At 50.2% G+C, this 14,394-nt stretch carries 14 protein-coding genes; 7 read left to right on the top strand and 7 right to left on the bottom strand.

Annotated features, from left to right (window positions below; all coding sequences use genetic code 11):
- The first annotated feature begins 220 nt into the window (after positions 1-220).
- Positions 221-835, top strand: a complete 615-nt coding sequence (locus GQE98_RS00420) for an SCO family protein (protein ID WP_161313581.1) — start codon at positions 221-223, stop codon at positions 833-835.
- A 14-nt stretch (positions 836-849) separates the two neighbouring features.
- Entirely contained in the window at positions 850-1,356 is a 507-nt protein-coding gene (locus tag GQE98_RS00415; RefSeq protein WP_214646479.1) for a copper chaperone PCu(A)C, read from the top strand.
- A 55-nt stretch (positions 1,357-1,411) separates the two neighbouring features.
- Here GQE98_RS00415 and GQE98_RS00410 read toward each other — a convergent pair whose 3' ends face one another.
- Entirely contained in the window at positions 1,412-2,242 is an 831-nt protein-coding gene (locus tag GQE98_RS00410) for an HTD2 family dehydratase (RefSeq protein WP_161313579.1), read from the bottom strand.
- Between the two features lie 146 nt (positions 2,243-2,388).
- On the opposite strand from GQE98_RS00410, the gene GQE98_RS00405 reads away from it, so the two are divergent.
- Complete coding sequence (locus GQE98_RS00405; protein ID WP_161313578.1) at positions 2,389-3,291, top strand: CHAD domain-containing protein; 903 nt, start codon at positions 2,389-2,391, stop codon at positions 3,289-3,291.
- Between the two features lie 6 nt (positions 3,292-3,297).
- Here the strand turns inward: GQE98_RS00405 and GQE98_RS00400 are convergent, their stop codons facing one another.
- The 4 genes from GQE98_RS00400 to GQE98_RS00385 all read right to left on the bottom strand — a co-directional run bounded on the left by GQE98_RS00400 (position 3,298) and on the right by GQE98_RS00385 (position 8,094).
- Positions 3,298-4,101: a sterol desaturase family protein gene (locus GQE98_RS00400; RefSeq protein ID WP_161313577.1), complete on the bottom strand. Its 804-nt coding sequence runs from the start codon at positions 4,099-4,101 to the stop codon at positions 3,298-3,300.
- Positions 4,102-4,231: 130 nt separating this feature from the next.
- Positions 4,232-4,777, bottom strand: coding sequence for an NAD(P)-binding domain-containing protein (locus tag GQE98_RS00395; protein WP_161313576.1), 546 nt, complete (start codon positions 4,775-4,777; stop codon positions 4,232-4,234).
- Between the two features lie 71 nt (positions 4,778-4,848).
- Positions 4,849-5,259, bottom strand: coding sequence for a tellurite resistance TerB family protein (locus GQE98_RS00390; protein WP_161313575.1), 411 nt, complete (start codon positions 5,257-5,259; stop codon positions 4,849-4,851).
- Positions 5,260-5,310: 51 nt separating this feature from the next.
- Positions 5,311-8,094 (bottom strand): ATP-dependent DNA helicase, encoded by a 2,784-nt coding sequence (locus GQE98_RS00385; RefSeq protein WP_161313574.1) that lies wholly within the window; start codon positions 8,092-8,094, stop codon positions 5,311-5,313.
- A gap of 104 nt (positions 8,095-8,198) precedes the next feature.
- On the opposite strand from GQE98_RS00385, the gene GQE98_RS00380 reads away from it, so the two are divergent.
- Positions 8,199-9,788, top strand: a complete 1,590-nt coding sequence (locus GQE98_RS00380; protein ID WP_161313573.1) for a lysine--tRNA ligase — start codon at positions 8,199-8,201, stop codon at positions 9,786-9,788.
- A 15-nt stretch (positions 9,789-9,803) separates the two neighbouring features.
- On the opposite strand, the gene GQE98_RS00375 is transcribed toward GQE98_RS00380, so the two are convergent.
- A complete protein-coding gene (locus GQE98_RS00375) occupies positions 9,804-10,649 on the bottom strand; it encodes a branched-chain amino acid aminotransferase (protein ID WP_161313572.1) in 846 nt (281 codons plus the stop codon).
- Positions 10,650-10,812: 163 nt separating this feature from the next.
- Between GQE98_RS00375 and GQE98_RS00370 the strand changes: the two genes are divergently transcribed.
- The gene (locus GQE98_RS00370; RefSeq protein ID WP_161313571.1) at positions 10,813-11,154 is read left to right on the top strand and encodes a DUF952 domain-containing protein; all 342 of its coding nucleotides are present in this window, start codon (positions 10,813-10,815) and stop codon (positions 11,152-11,154) included.
- A gap of 6 nt (positions 11,155-11,160) precedes the next feature.
- Complete coding sequence (locus tag GQE98_RS00365) at positions 11,161-12,225, top strand: quinone-dependent dihydroorotate dehydrogenase (RefSeq protein WP_202526006.1); 1,065 nt, start codon at positions 11,161-11,163, stop codon at positions 12,223-12,225.
- Positions 12,226-12,227: 2 nt separating this feature from the next.
- On the opposite strand, the gene GQE98_RS00360 is transcribed toward GQE98_RS00365, so the two are convergent.
- The gene (locus tag GQE98_RS00360; RefSeq protein WP_161313569.1) at positions 12,228-12,779 is read right to left on the bottom strand and encodes a cupin domain-containing protein; all 552 of its coding nucleotides are present in this window, start codon (positions 12,777-12,779) and stop codon (positions 12,228-12,230) included.
- A 160-nt stretch (positions 12,780-12,939) separates the two neighbouring features.
- Between GQE98_RS00360 and aptA the strand changes: the two genes are divergently transcribed.
- On the top strand, positions 12,940-14,268 hold the full coding sequence (gene aptA / locus GQE98_RS00355) for an omega-aminotransferase AptA (protein WP_161313568.1): 1,329 nt from the start codon (positions 12,940-12,942) through the stop codon (positions 14,266-14,268).
- Positions 14,269-14,394: the final 126 nt, after the last annotated feature.

The following is a 14,394-nucleotide window of genomic DNA, read 5'->3' as shown; positions in this document are numbered from 1 at the left end:
TGGTGCCAAAAATTAAGCGCGGGCAGAGAAAAAATTATTCGCGCACGAACAGGTTATCTCCAGAAATAAAAAGGGTCAATCGCCTAAACTAAAAAGTATGACATGCCCTGCGTTAGAATGACGCATAATGCCATTTAAGCTTGAGATCGCTACTTGGACGAATTATGCATGGTTTGGAAATCCTAAAGGTTGATCGACAACTAGAAAAACTCGAAGTCATATGAACAAAATTTTTTCAGTTTTAATAGCTTTTTTCCTGCTAATCAGTGCCGCAGCAATTGGGCTTTGGATAACCGATAGTTTGCCGGGCATAGGCCAGGAAAAATCCGGGGGTTCTTCCGTTGTTGTCGGGGTCCCGCAAATAGGCGGATCCTTCTCACTCGTTAATCATAGCGGTGAGACAGTCACTGACGAGGACTTCAAGGGCAAGTTTCTTCTGATCTTTTTTGGCTTCACGAATTGTCCCGATGTTTGTCCAACTGAAATGCAGACAATTTCTCTCGCTATGGAAGAACTCGGCGATGACGCAGATGAAGTAGTGCCCGCATTTATCACCGTCGATCCTGAGCGTGACACGCCCGAAATCATGGCTGAATTTGTGTCAGCCTTTCATCCGTCACTTGTCGGATTAACGGGCGAGGTGGCCGATATCAAGGACGTCGTGAAGAAATACCGTGTCTATGCGCAGAAGCAGGACAATGATGATCCTGATTATTATCTCGTGGATCATACCTCTTTCACATATCTGATGGGGCGTGATGGGGAATTGATTACGGTTTTTTCCTTCGGTACGCCGCCGGAGGAAATGGCATCCAAAATAAAAGAGCAGTTATAAGCTGATAAGGAATTATGATGAAATATCTGAAGTATATACCATTTGCCCTGCTAATCGGGGTGTTGGTCCTCAACGCGGAATCCGATAAGTTCCTTTCATACGCCGCTGAAAAGAATAAAATGTCAGTGACGGAGGCCTGGTCCCGTGCGCGGGCTGCAAATGCAACCGTTGGCGGGGCGTATATGACTCTCCACAATATGGGAGGGGAGGAGGATCGTCTTGTCGCGGCCTCAAGCCCCATTGCAGATCATGTCGAAATTCATAACAGCACCATGAAAGATGGTGTCATGAAAATGATGAAGACCGATGATTTGCTTGTTCCTTCAGGTGAGACGGTTATGCTGAAACCGGGCGGGTACCACGTTATGCTTATGGGCCTTAAAAAGCCCCTCGCTATGGGGACTGAATTTCCGGTGACACTGAAGTTCGCACAGGCAGGCGAAATTACTGTTACTGTTCATGTGAAGGAAGCGGGCGCAATGAACATGAAAAAGCATGACCACATGCACAAAAGTGACTAACGCTTGAAGTCAGTTCGTACTTTTTAAAAGGGGCCGCATTTGCGGCCCCTTTTGCTTAGAAATCCGCTGTCGCCATAACCGCAAGCTCGCCTGCTGGTCCCCGGACCCAGACGTTGCACTTGTCCGCGTGTTCTGGTTTACCATCCAGGGTAAATGACGCTGTATCAAAAATTGGGTTGAAATTGCGAAAGCTGAATTTCCGAAGCGGTCGCCCCTCCATTTTGCTGGTCGCAAGGCGCATTAGCAAGGTTCCAAGTAGAGGACCATGCACGACAAGGCCGGGATAGCCTTCCTCTTTCAGGCAGTAATCAAGGTCATAATGAATACGATGCCCGTTAAAGGTAAGTGCTGAATAGCGGAACAGCAGAACCGGGTCAGGTGTGATCGTCTCTTCCCATATGCCGTCGGAGGGCGCCAATTGCATATCTTTTTTACCGCCGCTGGTCTGGCCAGCTGCTTCCCGATAGACAATATCATGCTCTTCTGTGAGGCATAACCCGGTCTCATTCATTACACGATGCTCGACCGTAACAAAAACCAGTGCGCCTGTCCGGCCCTGCTTTTGCGTTACACTTTTAATCGTGGATATTTTTTCGGCGGTGTCACCCGCATGAAGTGGTGCATGAAACTCAAGCCTCCCTCCGGCCCACATGCGGCGAGGCAAATCCACCGGAGGCAGGAAGTCACCGGTAATCGGATGACCGTCAGGACCGATTCGTGATTGCCGTTCGGTCGGCAGAAAATACATCCAATGTCCGCCTGGGGGAACGATGTCGGACGCGGGACCCTCTTCGTCCATGATGGCGGAAAATCCGTTGAGCGCGTGTTGATGTATAATTTCTTGCTGGGAAATCTGATTGCCAATCCAATTGTCTAGTTTTTTCATTTGTTTTTATCTCTTGGTTGCTTTTCCTGTCATGATTTGAATAGCATATGAGTGTCGTCGTCGGGGCAATTTTTTTTAACCAGTGAGCCAGAATGCCAGCCAAGTTAAAAGTCCGTAAATTATCCGATATAGATCTAAAGGGAAGTATGGATGTTGAGACTGCAGCGAAGGCTATTTTTCGCGGTTGCGCCTTTCACCTGACAGAAAATTTTCGCCAGTTTAAGGAAGAAGGGGACCCGACGGCATTGATGCAGATCCGTATTGGAGTGCGCCGTATGCGCGTTGCGCTTCATATCTTCCGTTCGATTATCCCAAAGGATACCCGCACAAAATTTAACCGGGAATATCGCTACTTCGGAAATTTGCTTGGGGATGCCCGGAATATGGACGTTTTCCTGGATAGTATTCTCATGCCCGATATAAAGACCAAGGATTTCAGGAATGTGTCCAAAGAGCTTCTGCGGCTAGGTGAGGAATTCCGTGCCGAAGAATATGACATCATTATTCATGAAATATCAGGCGGGCATTTTGAGAGGCTATCCAAATCTTTCGATGAATGGTTGCAGGGGAACTGGTTGGCGAAGCTGGGCCGTTCGGGGCGTAAAATCATGACAGGCCCAATTGCGCCTTTCTCTCTCAACGCAATAGAAGAGGCGGGGATTGAGCTGTTGAATCGAGGGGCAGATGTGGAAAACCTATCCGCCAATGAACTGCATGATCTACGCAAATATATAAAGCGTTCCCGCTATCATCTACGGTTTTTCTCATCACTGTTTCGCAAAGAGAAAATTGATGAAGGATATGATTTTCTGGTTCAGATGCAGGATTATCTTGGCCATATAAATGATGTTAAGGAAGGAATGATCATACTTGGTCAGTTAAGCGCGGCAGTGCGCGCAGATTATTTTGCGGAGACATTACGGTTTAACGCGAGGGTTTATAGCGACGCCAGCAAGGAAGTAGAGCACAATCTGAGAGAATTTCTTAGGCTTTGGCGAAAATTTGAAGACTTCACTGTCGATAAGAAGGATTTGCGCTGCATCACTTGACGCCGGTTATCTCTCACCAAATGGAAGCCTCAGCATCCAGAAAATGCTTTGTTTCCGGTGCTGCTGATATTCCTGGAGGCCGATGGTCATCTTGTCATGACCAGCGGAGGGTTGGGGTTTATATGTCCCGAAAATATAATCCCACCAGGGCAGGTTAAAACCATAATTGCTGTTATGTTCGTCCCGTATCACCGAATGGTGAACGCGGTGCATGTCCGGTGTGACAATAAATTTTCGTGCAATTCTATCAATTCCTTCCGGTAATCCTGCATTGGCGTGGTTGAACATGGCCACTGAACTTAACAGGATCTCGAATATGATTACCGAGACCACCGGAGGCCCCAGCAACAAGACCACCAGTAGCTTGATGAGCATAGAGAGACAAATCTCTACCGGATGGAAGCGGGCACCTGTGGAAACATCATAATCAACATCCGCGTGATGCATTTTATGAAAACGCCAGAGAAAGCTAAAGCGATGAAAGATTACATGCTGCCAGTAAATAACGAGGTCCTGGAAGATAACGGCAATCACAATGGATAGGGCGATTGGCAAGTCCAAAAGGTTGAGGATGCCCCAGCCATTATCTGCGGCTGTGGCGGCCAGTCCCACGGCAAGGATGGGGAACAACACCCGCAAAAGAAGTGTGTTCAGAAAGGTGACGCCGAAATTATTCAGCCATCGCCATAGCGTCGATACGCTGGGCGGGCGTTTCGGCGCGAAAACCTGCCATAGACCAATTGTGCCAAGCGTCCCGAGAAAAAAGCTCAATCGGATTATTGGTTCATGGCTCGCGATATAATCAAGCATAAGTCTGTCAGAATCTCCTGCAATCTTCTGACAAAATAGGGTGTGCAGGTTGAAATAACCATGCAAATCATCGACATGGCGAAAAAGTGAAGAGCCGTGAGAGCACTAATCCTTTCCTAGACCGGAAGGTCTAACTCGTTGGCGCCGCCATCTGTCCGGCGCCCACACCACCCATATGTTTTATATCGCGGGCAATTTCCTTCAAAAGCGGAAGGGCACGATCCAGATCCTCCTCACGGCCGCCGACGCGGATGCTGAGCCGACCGTCTGTTGCGTCCTGCTCGCTGCCAATCGCGGGCGCATCCAGCCAATGAGCTCCTTTTTCCTCAACTAACTTCGCATAATTCTGGGTCGCATCCGGGGAGGTTTGGCCAAGGTCAACCACCAAGGCACCGCTTGCCAAATTGGAGAGCAAGCCGTCCGGTCCATTCAGAAACGCATCAATTAGTGCCTGTTTGGATAACAACAGGAATATGATGCCATCCTTAACCTGGTCATTCACTTCATTTGGCGCTTTGTATATATTAACAGCATCACGCGCCATTTTGTAACGCAATGCCGGAGAGCGACTCGTTGCATGAACATTCGCACCGCACGCCTTTAACCGGCGCAATACTGGACGACCGACATCGCCAAGACCCAGAAACCCGACGGAAACCCCTGTTAGACTAGCCATAATTATAATCCCCTTTATTAGTTAAAGGTGATTATTATCGGATGGCGATCATTTGGCAAATGTTTGTTGGTTTAGACGCGTGCGTACCGGACAGCTGAACCACGCTCAATGGCGGCGGCGGTAAGGCGGTCAATATCAAGGCCGTGACGCAGCATTTCGAGCATTCGGAGTTCTTCCTGGCTCAACTGTCCATCAGAAACGGCAACGTCACAGGCGAGGGCATAAGCTGTGTCATAGATCTTTTTAGGCAGAACAGCCCGGATCTTACCAACAATCTCCTCCAGCTTCTGGTCCCCATTCAGCATGTCCACGCAGGTTGCCGCATCATCGGGAAGGTGGTCTTCTTCATAGTCCGCAAATACAGGAAGCGTGCGCACTATTCCACCAATTGTAAATAATTCCCGATCCGTCATTTCGCGATCTGCTGCGGATACAATTACCATGGTCGAAATAAGGGCAGTGTGAAGGTTAAGCGTCGTCATACGACTGTATCTCCGGTCTAAAATAAAACAATTACCCACAGAATATGAGGTTCAATCCTTATTATCCAATGATATTTTCTTTAATCCCTGTTCTTTTTCAGAGATAAAATTCCGGGTTAGCGCAATAGCATCTTTCAATCCCAGCCTTTGAATTTCAACTTCAGGCGGAAAGGCGGATGCCAGGCGGGACGGCATCATGCTGTCGAGCATCACGAAAACGCCAAAATCATTTTCCCGCCGCAATAGCCGACCATAGGCCTGCTTTAATTTGAGGCGGGTCAGTTTATCGTCATATTTACTGCCGCCGAAGGCTTTCTTTCGGGCCTTGTGTTTGATATCGGGACGAGGCCAGGGGAGACGATCGAAAACAAGAAGGCGCAAGGCTCGACCAGGTACATCTACGCCATCACGGACCGCATCGGTGCCGAGCAGGATCGAGTTTTCTTCTTCCCGGAAAATATCGACCAGGGTTGATGTGTCCAATGCATCCTGATGCTGGGCATAGAGATCAAAGCCGGCGGCGGCGAGTGGTCCTTTTATATTTTCATGTACCGCTCGTAACCGCCAGATAGCAGTAAAAAGACCAAGAGCCCCGCCACCGCTGGCCAGGAATAATTCCCTGTAGGCGGCGGAAACTTCTTTCATATGATCTCGCCGGACATCCGTGACGACAATGACCCGGGTTTGCTCTGCGAAATCAAAGGGGGAGGCAAAATGCGACCGCATTGGCGGGAGAACCATATTATGGGCGCCAGTACGCATATCTGCCGCCTGCCAACTATCTTCTCCATCATGATTGTCGCGCAATGTTGCAGATGTGATCACTGCGCCATGTGCCTTTTTCAGTATGGTCTCTGCAAAAGGCACAGTTGGATCAACATAGCTTCTGTAGTAACCAAGATCGATTTCACGGCCGCCAATACGCTCAATCGCAAACCAGTCAACAAATCCATCTGGGGTGAGGCTTTCCAGTTCTTTTAGCATTGTGCGCCATGGCGCAACGTTCATGGTGACACGCCGTGTAATGCCCTGTACGGCAGCGTCTATACGGTGTCTGGTCGCGCTATCCAGCTCTTCCGCCTCCTCATCCAGGCGAACGAGAAGGATTTTACCAAGTGTCGTCATTGGTGCCGCAAGACCGGCCAGAGCCTTATCCAGTTTATCGGCAGCTTTGGCCAGTTCCGGTAGGATGTCACCAATTGTGCATTCGATTGAGTAGGGGCTGTCCGGTTGATGACATCTTGCGAGAACCTGACTGCGAATAAGGCTCAGAAATTCTTCCATCGGCCCGTTTGGAGCGCCATCACGCACACGAGTAAGCCAGCCTTCAGTAGGTAGCTTGCGAGCCGCCCGCATTGCCTTTTGCAGGGCTTCAGCTCCCTTTTCGTCATCTCCAATGAGATCTCCGATACGGTTTTCCAAACCGCGCATCCTGCTTTTTCGACCCGCATCACTACCCGCAATCCAACGACGGAGCTCGGCTGTTTCCAGTCCTGTTAGATGGGCGGAGAAGGCGCTATCCGCGGCGTCAAACAGATGGTGCCCTTCGTCAAATACATAGCGTTTGGGAAGGTTAGGGTCGTCAGGTCGCGTCGCGCCATTAATCATGACCAATGCATGGTTGGCGATGACAATATCTGCCTTTCGCGCCTTACGGCTCGATTTCTCGATAAAGCATTTTCGATAATGGGGGCAGGCGGAATAGATACATTCACCCCGACGGTCGGCAAGTTTCATTATGCGGGATCGGCCCTCTAGTCCCGGCAGCCAGCTTGGAAAATCGCCCCCGACCATATCGCCATCACGTGTTGCAGATATCCATCTCGCGACGAGGCCAAGCACGATCTGCTCTGACCGTGCAGCGGCGCCGCCTTGTAATGCTTCTTCAAAATTGAGAAGGCAAAGATAGTTTTCCCTGCCTTTTCGAATGACTGCTTTTTCCGCTTTTTCCTCTGGATTTTGGTAGAGACGGTTCAGTTCATCATCGATCTGTCGCTGGAGGTTTTTCGTATAGGTCGAAATCCAGACCGCTGCGCCATTCTTTTCTGCCCAAAGGCTCGCCGGGGCGATATATCCGAGAGTTTTGCCGGTGCCAGTGCCTGCCTCGGCAAGAACGAGCTTAGGAGCCTCCGCCTGATCACGGGGAGTAAAGGCATGGGAAGTGAGCGCGCTGAAGTCCGCCTGCTGGGGCCTGGTCTCAGACTTACTCCCTAACATTTCCTTCAATCTTTCCCGGGCTTCGATTTCGCTGACGGCAATATCATCAGGGGGAGGCTCTGGTGCATAGTCAGCCCATTCGGCCAGATTACGCCAAGCGTCAAGTCCACCGAAACGGTCGCGACTTCCAGGGTGACCAAGTGCAGCAAGAACAGCGGGAGCCCAGTTCCACCCAGCTTGCCCCATCGTCATGGCAATAACCGAAGCTTCCATTCTTTTTTTATCACTTAAACTGGTTAAATACCTTAAAATAGAATGTGCGGCGTCAAACAATAGGAGGGTCTGCCCTTCTGTGTCTGGCGTGGCTTCCAGATTCAGCGCCTGTGCAACCCCGCGGACCGTGGGCAGGCATTGTTGTGCAGGAAAGGCAAAGGCGAATAGTTCCAGAAGGTCGAATGCTGGAAAAGGGTGGATGCCCAGACGCCGCGCAATGTTAAGGCGGTGGACGAGTAAGGGAGGTTGTTTGACAACCCTGATTGCGGCTTCCTCAAAGCTGGTTTGGCTAATTTCACCGTCTGACGTCAGCCAGTATCCGCCATTACCGCCGAGCACCAGAACAGGCGTGTCAGGTAATTTGATCTCTCCAGTATTCAGGCTGTTGTTGCTTTTTTCTGTCATTTTTCCCAGTTGCGCGCAAAATTGTCTTGCGATCGTTGACGCCATCCTATTGTGCGCTTACATTCCGCGCTTTCTACTCATCCATTCTTCCAATGAGGATTATAATGTCATCGGACGCGGAAATTGCACTATCCAGCAACTCCTGGGCTTTTGTCGAGGCAAAAAAACTCGTGGATCGCTACGCAAAGAACGCGCCTGAAAAAGGCTACGTCCTGTTTGAGACAGGTTACGGGCCGTCCGGACTTCCTCATATTGGCACTTTTGGGGAGGTGGCAAGAACCTCCATGGTGCGTCATGCCTTTACCATTTTGTCTGACATCCCAACTCGATTGATCGCCTTTTCTGATGATATGGATGGGCTTCGTAAAGTACCTGACAATGTTCCCAACCAGGAACTGCTGGCAGCTAACCTTAACAAACCGCTGACGCAGGTACCGGACCCGTTCGGGACGCATAACAGTTTTGGAGAGCATAATAATGCTCGCCTGCAAGTCTTTCTTGATCAGTTCGGGTTTGACTATGAATTCCGTTCCTCAACCGAATGCTATAAATCAGGCCAGTTTGATGAGAGCTTGCTGCTGGTCCTGAAGCATTACGACGCCATAATCAACGTGATCCTGCCAACACTGGGGCCAGAAAGGCGCGCGACATATTCACCCTTTCTCCCTGTTTGTCCTCGCACAGGTGTTGTTCTGCAAGTGCCAATAATTGCACGGGACGAAGAAGCCGGTACTGTCACCTATAAGGATCTGGAAACAGATGAAGATGTGACTGTTTCCGTTACCGGTGGGCATTGCAAGCTGCAATGGAAAGTCGACTGGGCGATGCGCTGGCATGCTCTGGATGTTGATTATGAAATGGCAGGTAAGGACCTTATCGACAGCGTGACACTTTCAAGCAAGATTGTCCGGATTATGGGCAAGCGCCCACCTGAAGGATTTAACTACGAGCTTTTCCTTGACCAGGACGGGAAGAAAATATCCAAATCCAAGGGCAACGGCATAACGATCGACGAATGGCTGAAATATGCCTCGCCGGAAAGCCTGTCATTGTACATGTACCAGAACCCCAAGAAGGCCAAACGATTGCATTTTGATGTAATCCCCAAAGCCGTCGATGAATATTTCACATTTCTGGATAAATTTCCGACGCAGGAAGCGAAACAGCAATTCGCAAATCCAGTCTGGCATATCCATGCCGGCCATCCGCCGAGCGAAGGCCTACCGATTACATTTGGTATTTTGCTGAACCTGGCAGCAGTTGTGAATGCGCATGAGGCTTCGGTCCTATGGGGTTTTATCTCCCGCTATGTGGATGGTGCTACGCCCGAGACGAACCCCGAACTCGACAAGCTCGTCAGTTATGCGATTGCTTACTATCATGATTTCGTCAAGCCGACGAAAAAGTATCGCCTGCCATCGGATAAGGAACGCAGGGCGCTTGAGCAGCTTGTTGCGTTGTTAAAGGAACTGCCCGACGGAGCAGAGGCGTCGGATATCCAGAATGAGGTATTCAAGGTCGGCAATGATAACGAATTTGAAAACCTGCGGGACTGGTTCAAGGCGCTATACGAAACCCTGCTCGGACAATCGCAGGGCCCACGGATGGGATCCTTTATCGCCCTTTATGGCGTCAAGGAAACCATTATACTAATTGAGCGCGTATTGGCGGGTGAGGATCTGGGGGCGGAGTAATCTGCCCTCCTACACCTAGAAAAGCTGACTTTCGCGGGCAAAATCCATATACATCTTGCGCAGTTTTTTGGCCACGGGTCCGGGCTGCAGTTCGCGATCTTCAATTCGGGTAACAGGCATGATCTTGCCAAAATTACCGCTGTTGAAAATCTCATCCGCATTCATGACGTCATCGCGTGACATGAATGTTTCCTGAACTTCAATCCCCGCTGCCTTTGCCAGGATTTTAACCCGTTCCCGCGTAATGCCGGCAAGGAAACAGCCGGTCGCAGCAGGTGTAAAGGCAACGCCATCTTTTACTGTCCAGATGTTCGAGGTTGCAAATTCGGCAACATTGTCATTGGCGTCCATCAGGATCGCGTTGTCAAATCCGGCCTTGCGCGCCGCCGCGATAGCACGACCTGAATTGGGATAAAGGCAGGAGGCCTTGGCATCTGTCGGCGCCATGTCCCGCGCGGGGCGTCTTTCCGCCGCAAAATGAGCGGAAAAACCGCTGGCATCTGGCATAGGGCTGTCATAAACAGCGAGAATAAACTCCGCACTATCCGGTTCCGGGTCGATAAATCCGCCACGAGCGAAATACATTGGGCGGATATAAAGTTCCGATTCCTTGGGGAGTTTCCGTGCCGCCTGCTTGCAGAGGTCAATCACCTCTGCCGTTTCCATGGTTGGTTCAAACCCGAGGGCTTTTGCCGAGCGGGCCAGTCGGGCGCAATGTTTATCCAGGTCCGGGGCCATGCCCTGAAAAGACCGTGCACCATCAAAAACAGTTGAGGCCATCCAGAATGAGTGATCCATCGGGCCGGTTACCCGCGGACTTTCATCATACCAATCACCATTATAGAAAAAGACACCTGCCATCGTGGGCCATCCATTTTAATCATATGATTTGAAACCTCTATCAGATAATACTTGGCACAGGCAAGCTTTGCGCCGGTAACATCGATCACAGATGTTTGTTTTTCCTTCTCAAAAGTTTAGTCATCCTGTAGGTATGCGGCATGTTCGATAAAGAGAATGACGCATGACGATAATTTATCATATGGCGGATAAGGCTGACTGGCAGGAAGCTGTCTCATCTGGTGCTTATGAAGGAACCGCGGCTGATAAGGCGGACGGTTTTATACATTTTTCGAGCCGAGAAACAGTTGTTGGAAGTGCGGCTAAGCATCGAATGGGCGTTAGTAATCTGGTGCTGATATCAGTTGACGCAAATGTTCTGGGAAGCGCCCTGAAATGGGAGAAGGCGCGCGGTGGAATTTTGTTTCCGCATCTTTATGGGCCGCTTGATCCTGTGTTGGTCAAAAGCGTGACAGATCTGCCGCTCGGTCCTGACAACCTGCATATTTTCCCAGAGCTGGAATAAGAAGTGGTGAGTATCTACGACATTGCACGACCGTTGCTTTTCATGTTTGACGCGGAGAAGGCGCATAACCTGTCGCTCCTGGCCTTGAAAAGCGGAATGCTCCCCCGCATCGACAATATATTCGATCCAATTCTTTCCTCTGAGGTTTTTGGGCTTCATTTCCTTAATCCTATTGGACTTGCGGCTGGATATGACAAGAATGCAGAGGTAATTTCTGCACTCTCTGGCCTAGGCTTCGGGTTTGTGGAAGCGGGAAGCATCACGCCTAAGCCCCAACCCGGCAATCCCAAGCCCCGAATATTCCGCCTTACGCAGGACGAGGCAGTCATCAATCGACTCGGTTTTAATAACCAGGGACTGGAAACAGCGGCGCGGAATTTTGATAAGCGGCCAATGGGTCTCGTTGTCGGCGCCAATCTGGGCGCGAACAAGGACAGCACGGACCGGATCGCGGATTATGTAATTGGGATGGAGAAGCTAGCGCCGCGCGCAAGCTATGTTACTGTCAATATTTCTTCTCCAAATACCCCAGGTCTCCGGGCTCTCCAGGGAAGGGCAGAGCTTGAGGATCTACTTGGTCGTGTAGTTGAAAAACGCCAGAGCATGATTGATACAGGAGAGGCATTCTTTCCCATCCTTCTCAAAATTGCTCCGGACCTGACAGACACGGACAAGGCGGATATTGCAGCGTCTGTTCTTGAGCATGACATCGATGGGTTGATCATCAGCAATACAACAATCACCCGCGCAAATAGTCTCCAGGATCCGCAACAAACCGAAACAGGTGGTTTGAGCGGCCAGCCACTGAAAAATATCTCACTTGGCGTATTGAAGGAAATGTATCAGGCAACGCAGGGCAACGTTCCTCTTGTCGGTGTCGGTGGCATTCAAGACGCAGAGGATGCATATACGCGAATACGGGCAGGGGCCTCTCTTCTGCAGCTCTATACCGCCATGGTTTATAAGGGGCCGTATGTTGCTGCGGAAATCGCGAAGGAACTCGCGGAAATGCTGCGTAAAGATAATTTTGCGAATATTAAAGATGCAGTTGGTGTCGATACACCCCTTTGAAGTTAGAAACTTGGGGGAGTACAGGCTGTTACAACAACGACCTCTTCCTCTCCAACTGCACGAAAGCGGTGCGGACGGTGGCTTTCAAAATAATAGGCATCACCCGCCTTCAGAATTTTTTTATCCGCGCCGACGGTCACCTCTAATTTACCCTTAACGATAACGCCAGCTTCCTCACCCTGATGGGAAAGCATGTTACGGCCGGTGTCCGCGCCCGGCGCATAAACCTCATGCAATACCTGTAAAGCTTTTCCGGTCAAATCTCGCCCGACTTGCCGGTAGGATATTTTCCCGTCCGAGATTTCGGTTAGCTCTTGCCGATCAAAGAATATCTTGGAGCGTGGCGAAAAATCATTGGCGAAGAAATCCGACAGGCCGATCGGGAATCCATCCAGTACCTTCTTAAGGGAGCCCACGGCCGGGCTTGTCCGGTTTTGCTCAATCATTGAAATAGTTCCATTGGTTACGCCGGCCCGTTTTGCGAGTTCACGCTGTGAAAAGCCATGCTGCACCCGCAAACTTCTCAGCCTTGCGCCGAGATCAAACTCTGCCATGTTTAGCTCCGAAATGATTCGATATGATGTTTAGAATTTTAAACATAAACATCATAATGTGAACCTAAAAACCTCAGAAACGAAGGGGTTATTTTTTGACTTGTGTAAATAAATGCTCGGTTTAGGGTGAGAGAAACCTATTTTCCGGGAGTGTTACAAAATGTCTGATGCCGCTGCTACAAGTCCAAATAACCTTGATGCCTTCTGGATGCCCTTTACGGCGAACCGGCAGTTCAAGTCGAACCCACGTATGCTCGTCAGTGCAAAGGGTATGTATTATAAGAATGCCGAAGGCCAGTCGATCCTGGATGGTACGTCCGGCTTGTGGTGCTGTAATGCGGGGCATGGAGATCCGCGTATTGTCAATGCGGTCAGCCAGCAGATTGCAGAAATGGACTACGCGCCAGCCTTCCAGATGGGGCATCCAAAAATATTTGAACTCGCCGCACGCGTGACCGGGATGTTCCCAAGCGGCCTCGACCATATGTTCTTTACTAATTCCGGTTCGGAGTCTGTGGATACAGCCCTTAAAATCGCATTGGCGTATCATCGGGCCCGGGGAGATGGGGCGCGGACCCGCCTGATCGGGCGGGAGCGAGGATATCATGGTACTGGATTTGGCGGTATATCCGTAGGCGGAATTGTCGCTAACCGGCGGACATTCGGTACAATGCTTGCCGGCGTGGATCATCTTCCGCATACACACCTGCCTGAAAAGAATGCGTTCTCCCGAGGCCAGCCAGAGCATGGCGCGGAACTTGCGGATGAGCTTGAGCGGTTGGTTACCTTGCATGATGCGTCCACCATTGCCGCAGTTATTGTCGAGCCGGTTGCAGGCTCCACCGGTGTTATTCTGCCTCCTAAGGGGTATCTTGAGCGGCTTCGGGAAATCTGTGACAAGCATGGTATCCTGCTGATCTTCGATGAGGTTATAACGGGCTTTGGACGGCTAGGTTCACCCTTTGCGACAGAATTCTTCGGCGTCAAGCCAGACCTTGTTACATTGGCGAAAGGCCTGACCAGCGGAACAATTCCAATGGGAGGTGTTGTTTGTTCCAAGGGAATTTATGATGCCTTCATGACCGGCCCGGACAATATGATTGAGCTTTTCCACGGTTATACCTATTCCGGTCATCCAGTTGCAGCGGCCGCCGCTCTCGCGACGCTTGATTGTTACAAGGAAGACGGGCTTTTTGAACGTGCAAACGAAATTGCTCCGTATTGGGAAGATGCCCTGCATTCGCTCAAAGACGTCCCACATGTCATTGACCTGCGCAATCTTGGCTTGATTGGAGCTATTGAACTGGAGCCAATTCCCGGTAAGCCGACGGCGCGCGCGTTTGAAGCGTTCCTTAAGTGTTATGAGAAAGGTTTGATGATCCGCACGACAGGCGACATCATTGCGTTATCGCCGCCGCTGATTGTTGAAAAGAGCCATATAGACCAGATTTTTGATACGTTGCGTACTGTCTTGAAAGAGGTGGCTTGATAATCTGGGCGTGGTCTTTCGTTCACAAAAGCTGATTTGAACTTAAGGTTCGATAAACGGAGGCGGTTTCGTCTCCGTTTTTTTGTGTGATGCAGATTTCAATGATAATGAAAGTCATAATGACTT

Origin of the sequence: Sneathiella litorea (assembly GCF_009882915.1) — a bacterium.
GTDB lineage: Bacteria > Pseudomonadota > Alphaproteobacteria > Sneathiellales > Sneathiellaceae > Sneathiella > Sneathiella litorea.
The sequence above is the reverse complement of the archived record's forward strand: the minus strand, read 5'-3'. Positions and strand labels throughout refer to the sequence as shown.

Bases quoted from the DNA above. Each gene is read 5' to 3' on its own strand.
- aptA (WP_161313568.1), top strand. From the start codon at position 12,940: ATGTCTGATGCCGCTGCTACAAGTCCAAATAACCTTGATGCCTTCTGG.
- GQE98_RS00360 (WP_161313569.1), bottom strand. From the start codon at position 12,779: ATGGCAGAGTTTGATCTCGGCGCAAGGCTGAGAAGTTTGCGGGTGCAG.
- GQE98_RS00390 (WP_161313575.1), bottom strand. From the start codon at position 5,259: ATGACGACGCTTAACCTTCACACTGCCCTTATTTCGACCATGGTAATT.
- GQE98_RS00405 (WP_161313578.1), top strand. From the start codon at position 2,389: ATGGATGTTGAGACTGCAGCGAAGGCTATTTTTCGCGGTTGCGCCTTT.
- GQE98_RS00410 (WP_161313579.1), bottom strand. From the start codon at position 2,242: ATGAAAAAACTAGACAATTGGATTGGCAATCAGATTTCCCAGCAAGAA.
- GQE98_RS00375 (WP_161313572.1), bottom strand. From the start codon at position 10,649: ATGGCAGGTGTCTTTTTCTATAATGGTGATTGGTATGATGAAAGTCCG.
- GQE98_RS00420 (WP_161313581.1), top strand. From the start codon at position 221: ATGAACAAAATTTTTTCAGTTTTAATAGCTTTTTTCCTGCTAATCAGT.
- GQE98_RS00415 (WP_214646479.1), top strand. From the start codon at position 850: ATGATGAAATATCTGAAGTATATACCATTTGCCCTGCTAATCGGGGTG.
- GQE98_RS00385 (WP_161313574.1), bottom strand. From the start codon at position 8,094: ATGACAGAAAAAAGCAACAACAGCCTGAATACTGGAGAGATCAAATTA.
- GQE98_RS00370 (WP_161313571.1), top strand. From the start codon at position 10,813: ATGACGATAATTTATCATATGGCGGATAAGGCTGACTGGCAGGAAGCT.
- GQE98_RS00380 (WP_161313573.1), top strand. From the start codon at position 8,199: ATGTCATCGGACGCGGAAATTGCACTATCCAGCAACTCCTGGGCTTTT.
- GQE98_RS00400 (WP_161313577.1), bottom strand. From the start codon at position 4,101: ATGCTTGATTATATCGCGAGCCATGAACCAATAATCCGATTGAGCTTT.
- GQE98_RS00395 (WP_161313576.1), bottom strand. From the start codon at position 4,777: ATGGCTAGTCTAACAGGGGTTTCCGTCGGGTTTCTGGGTCTTGGCGAT.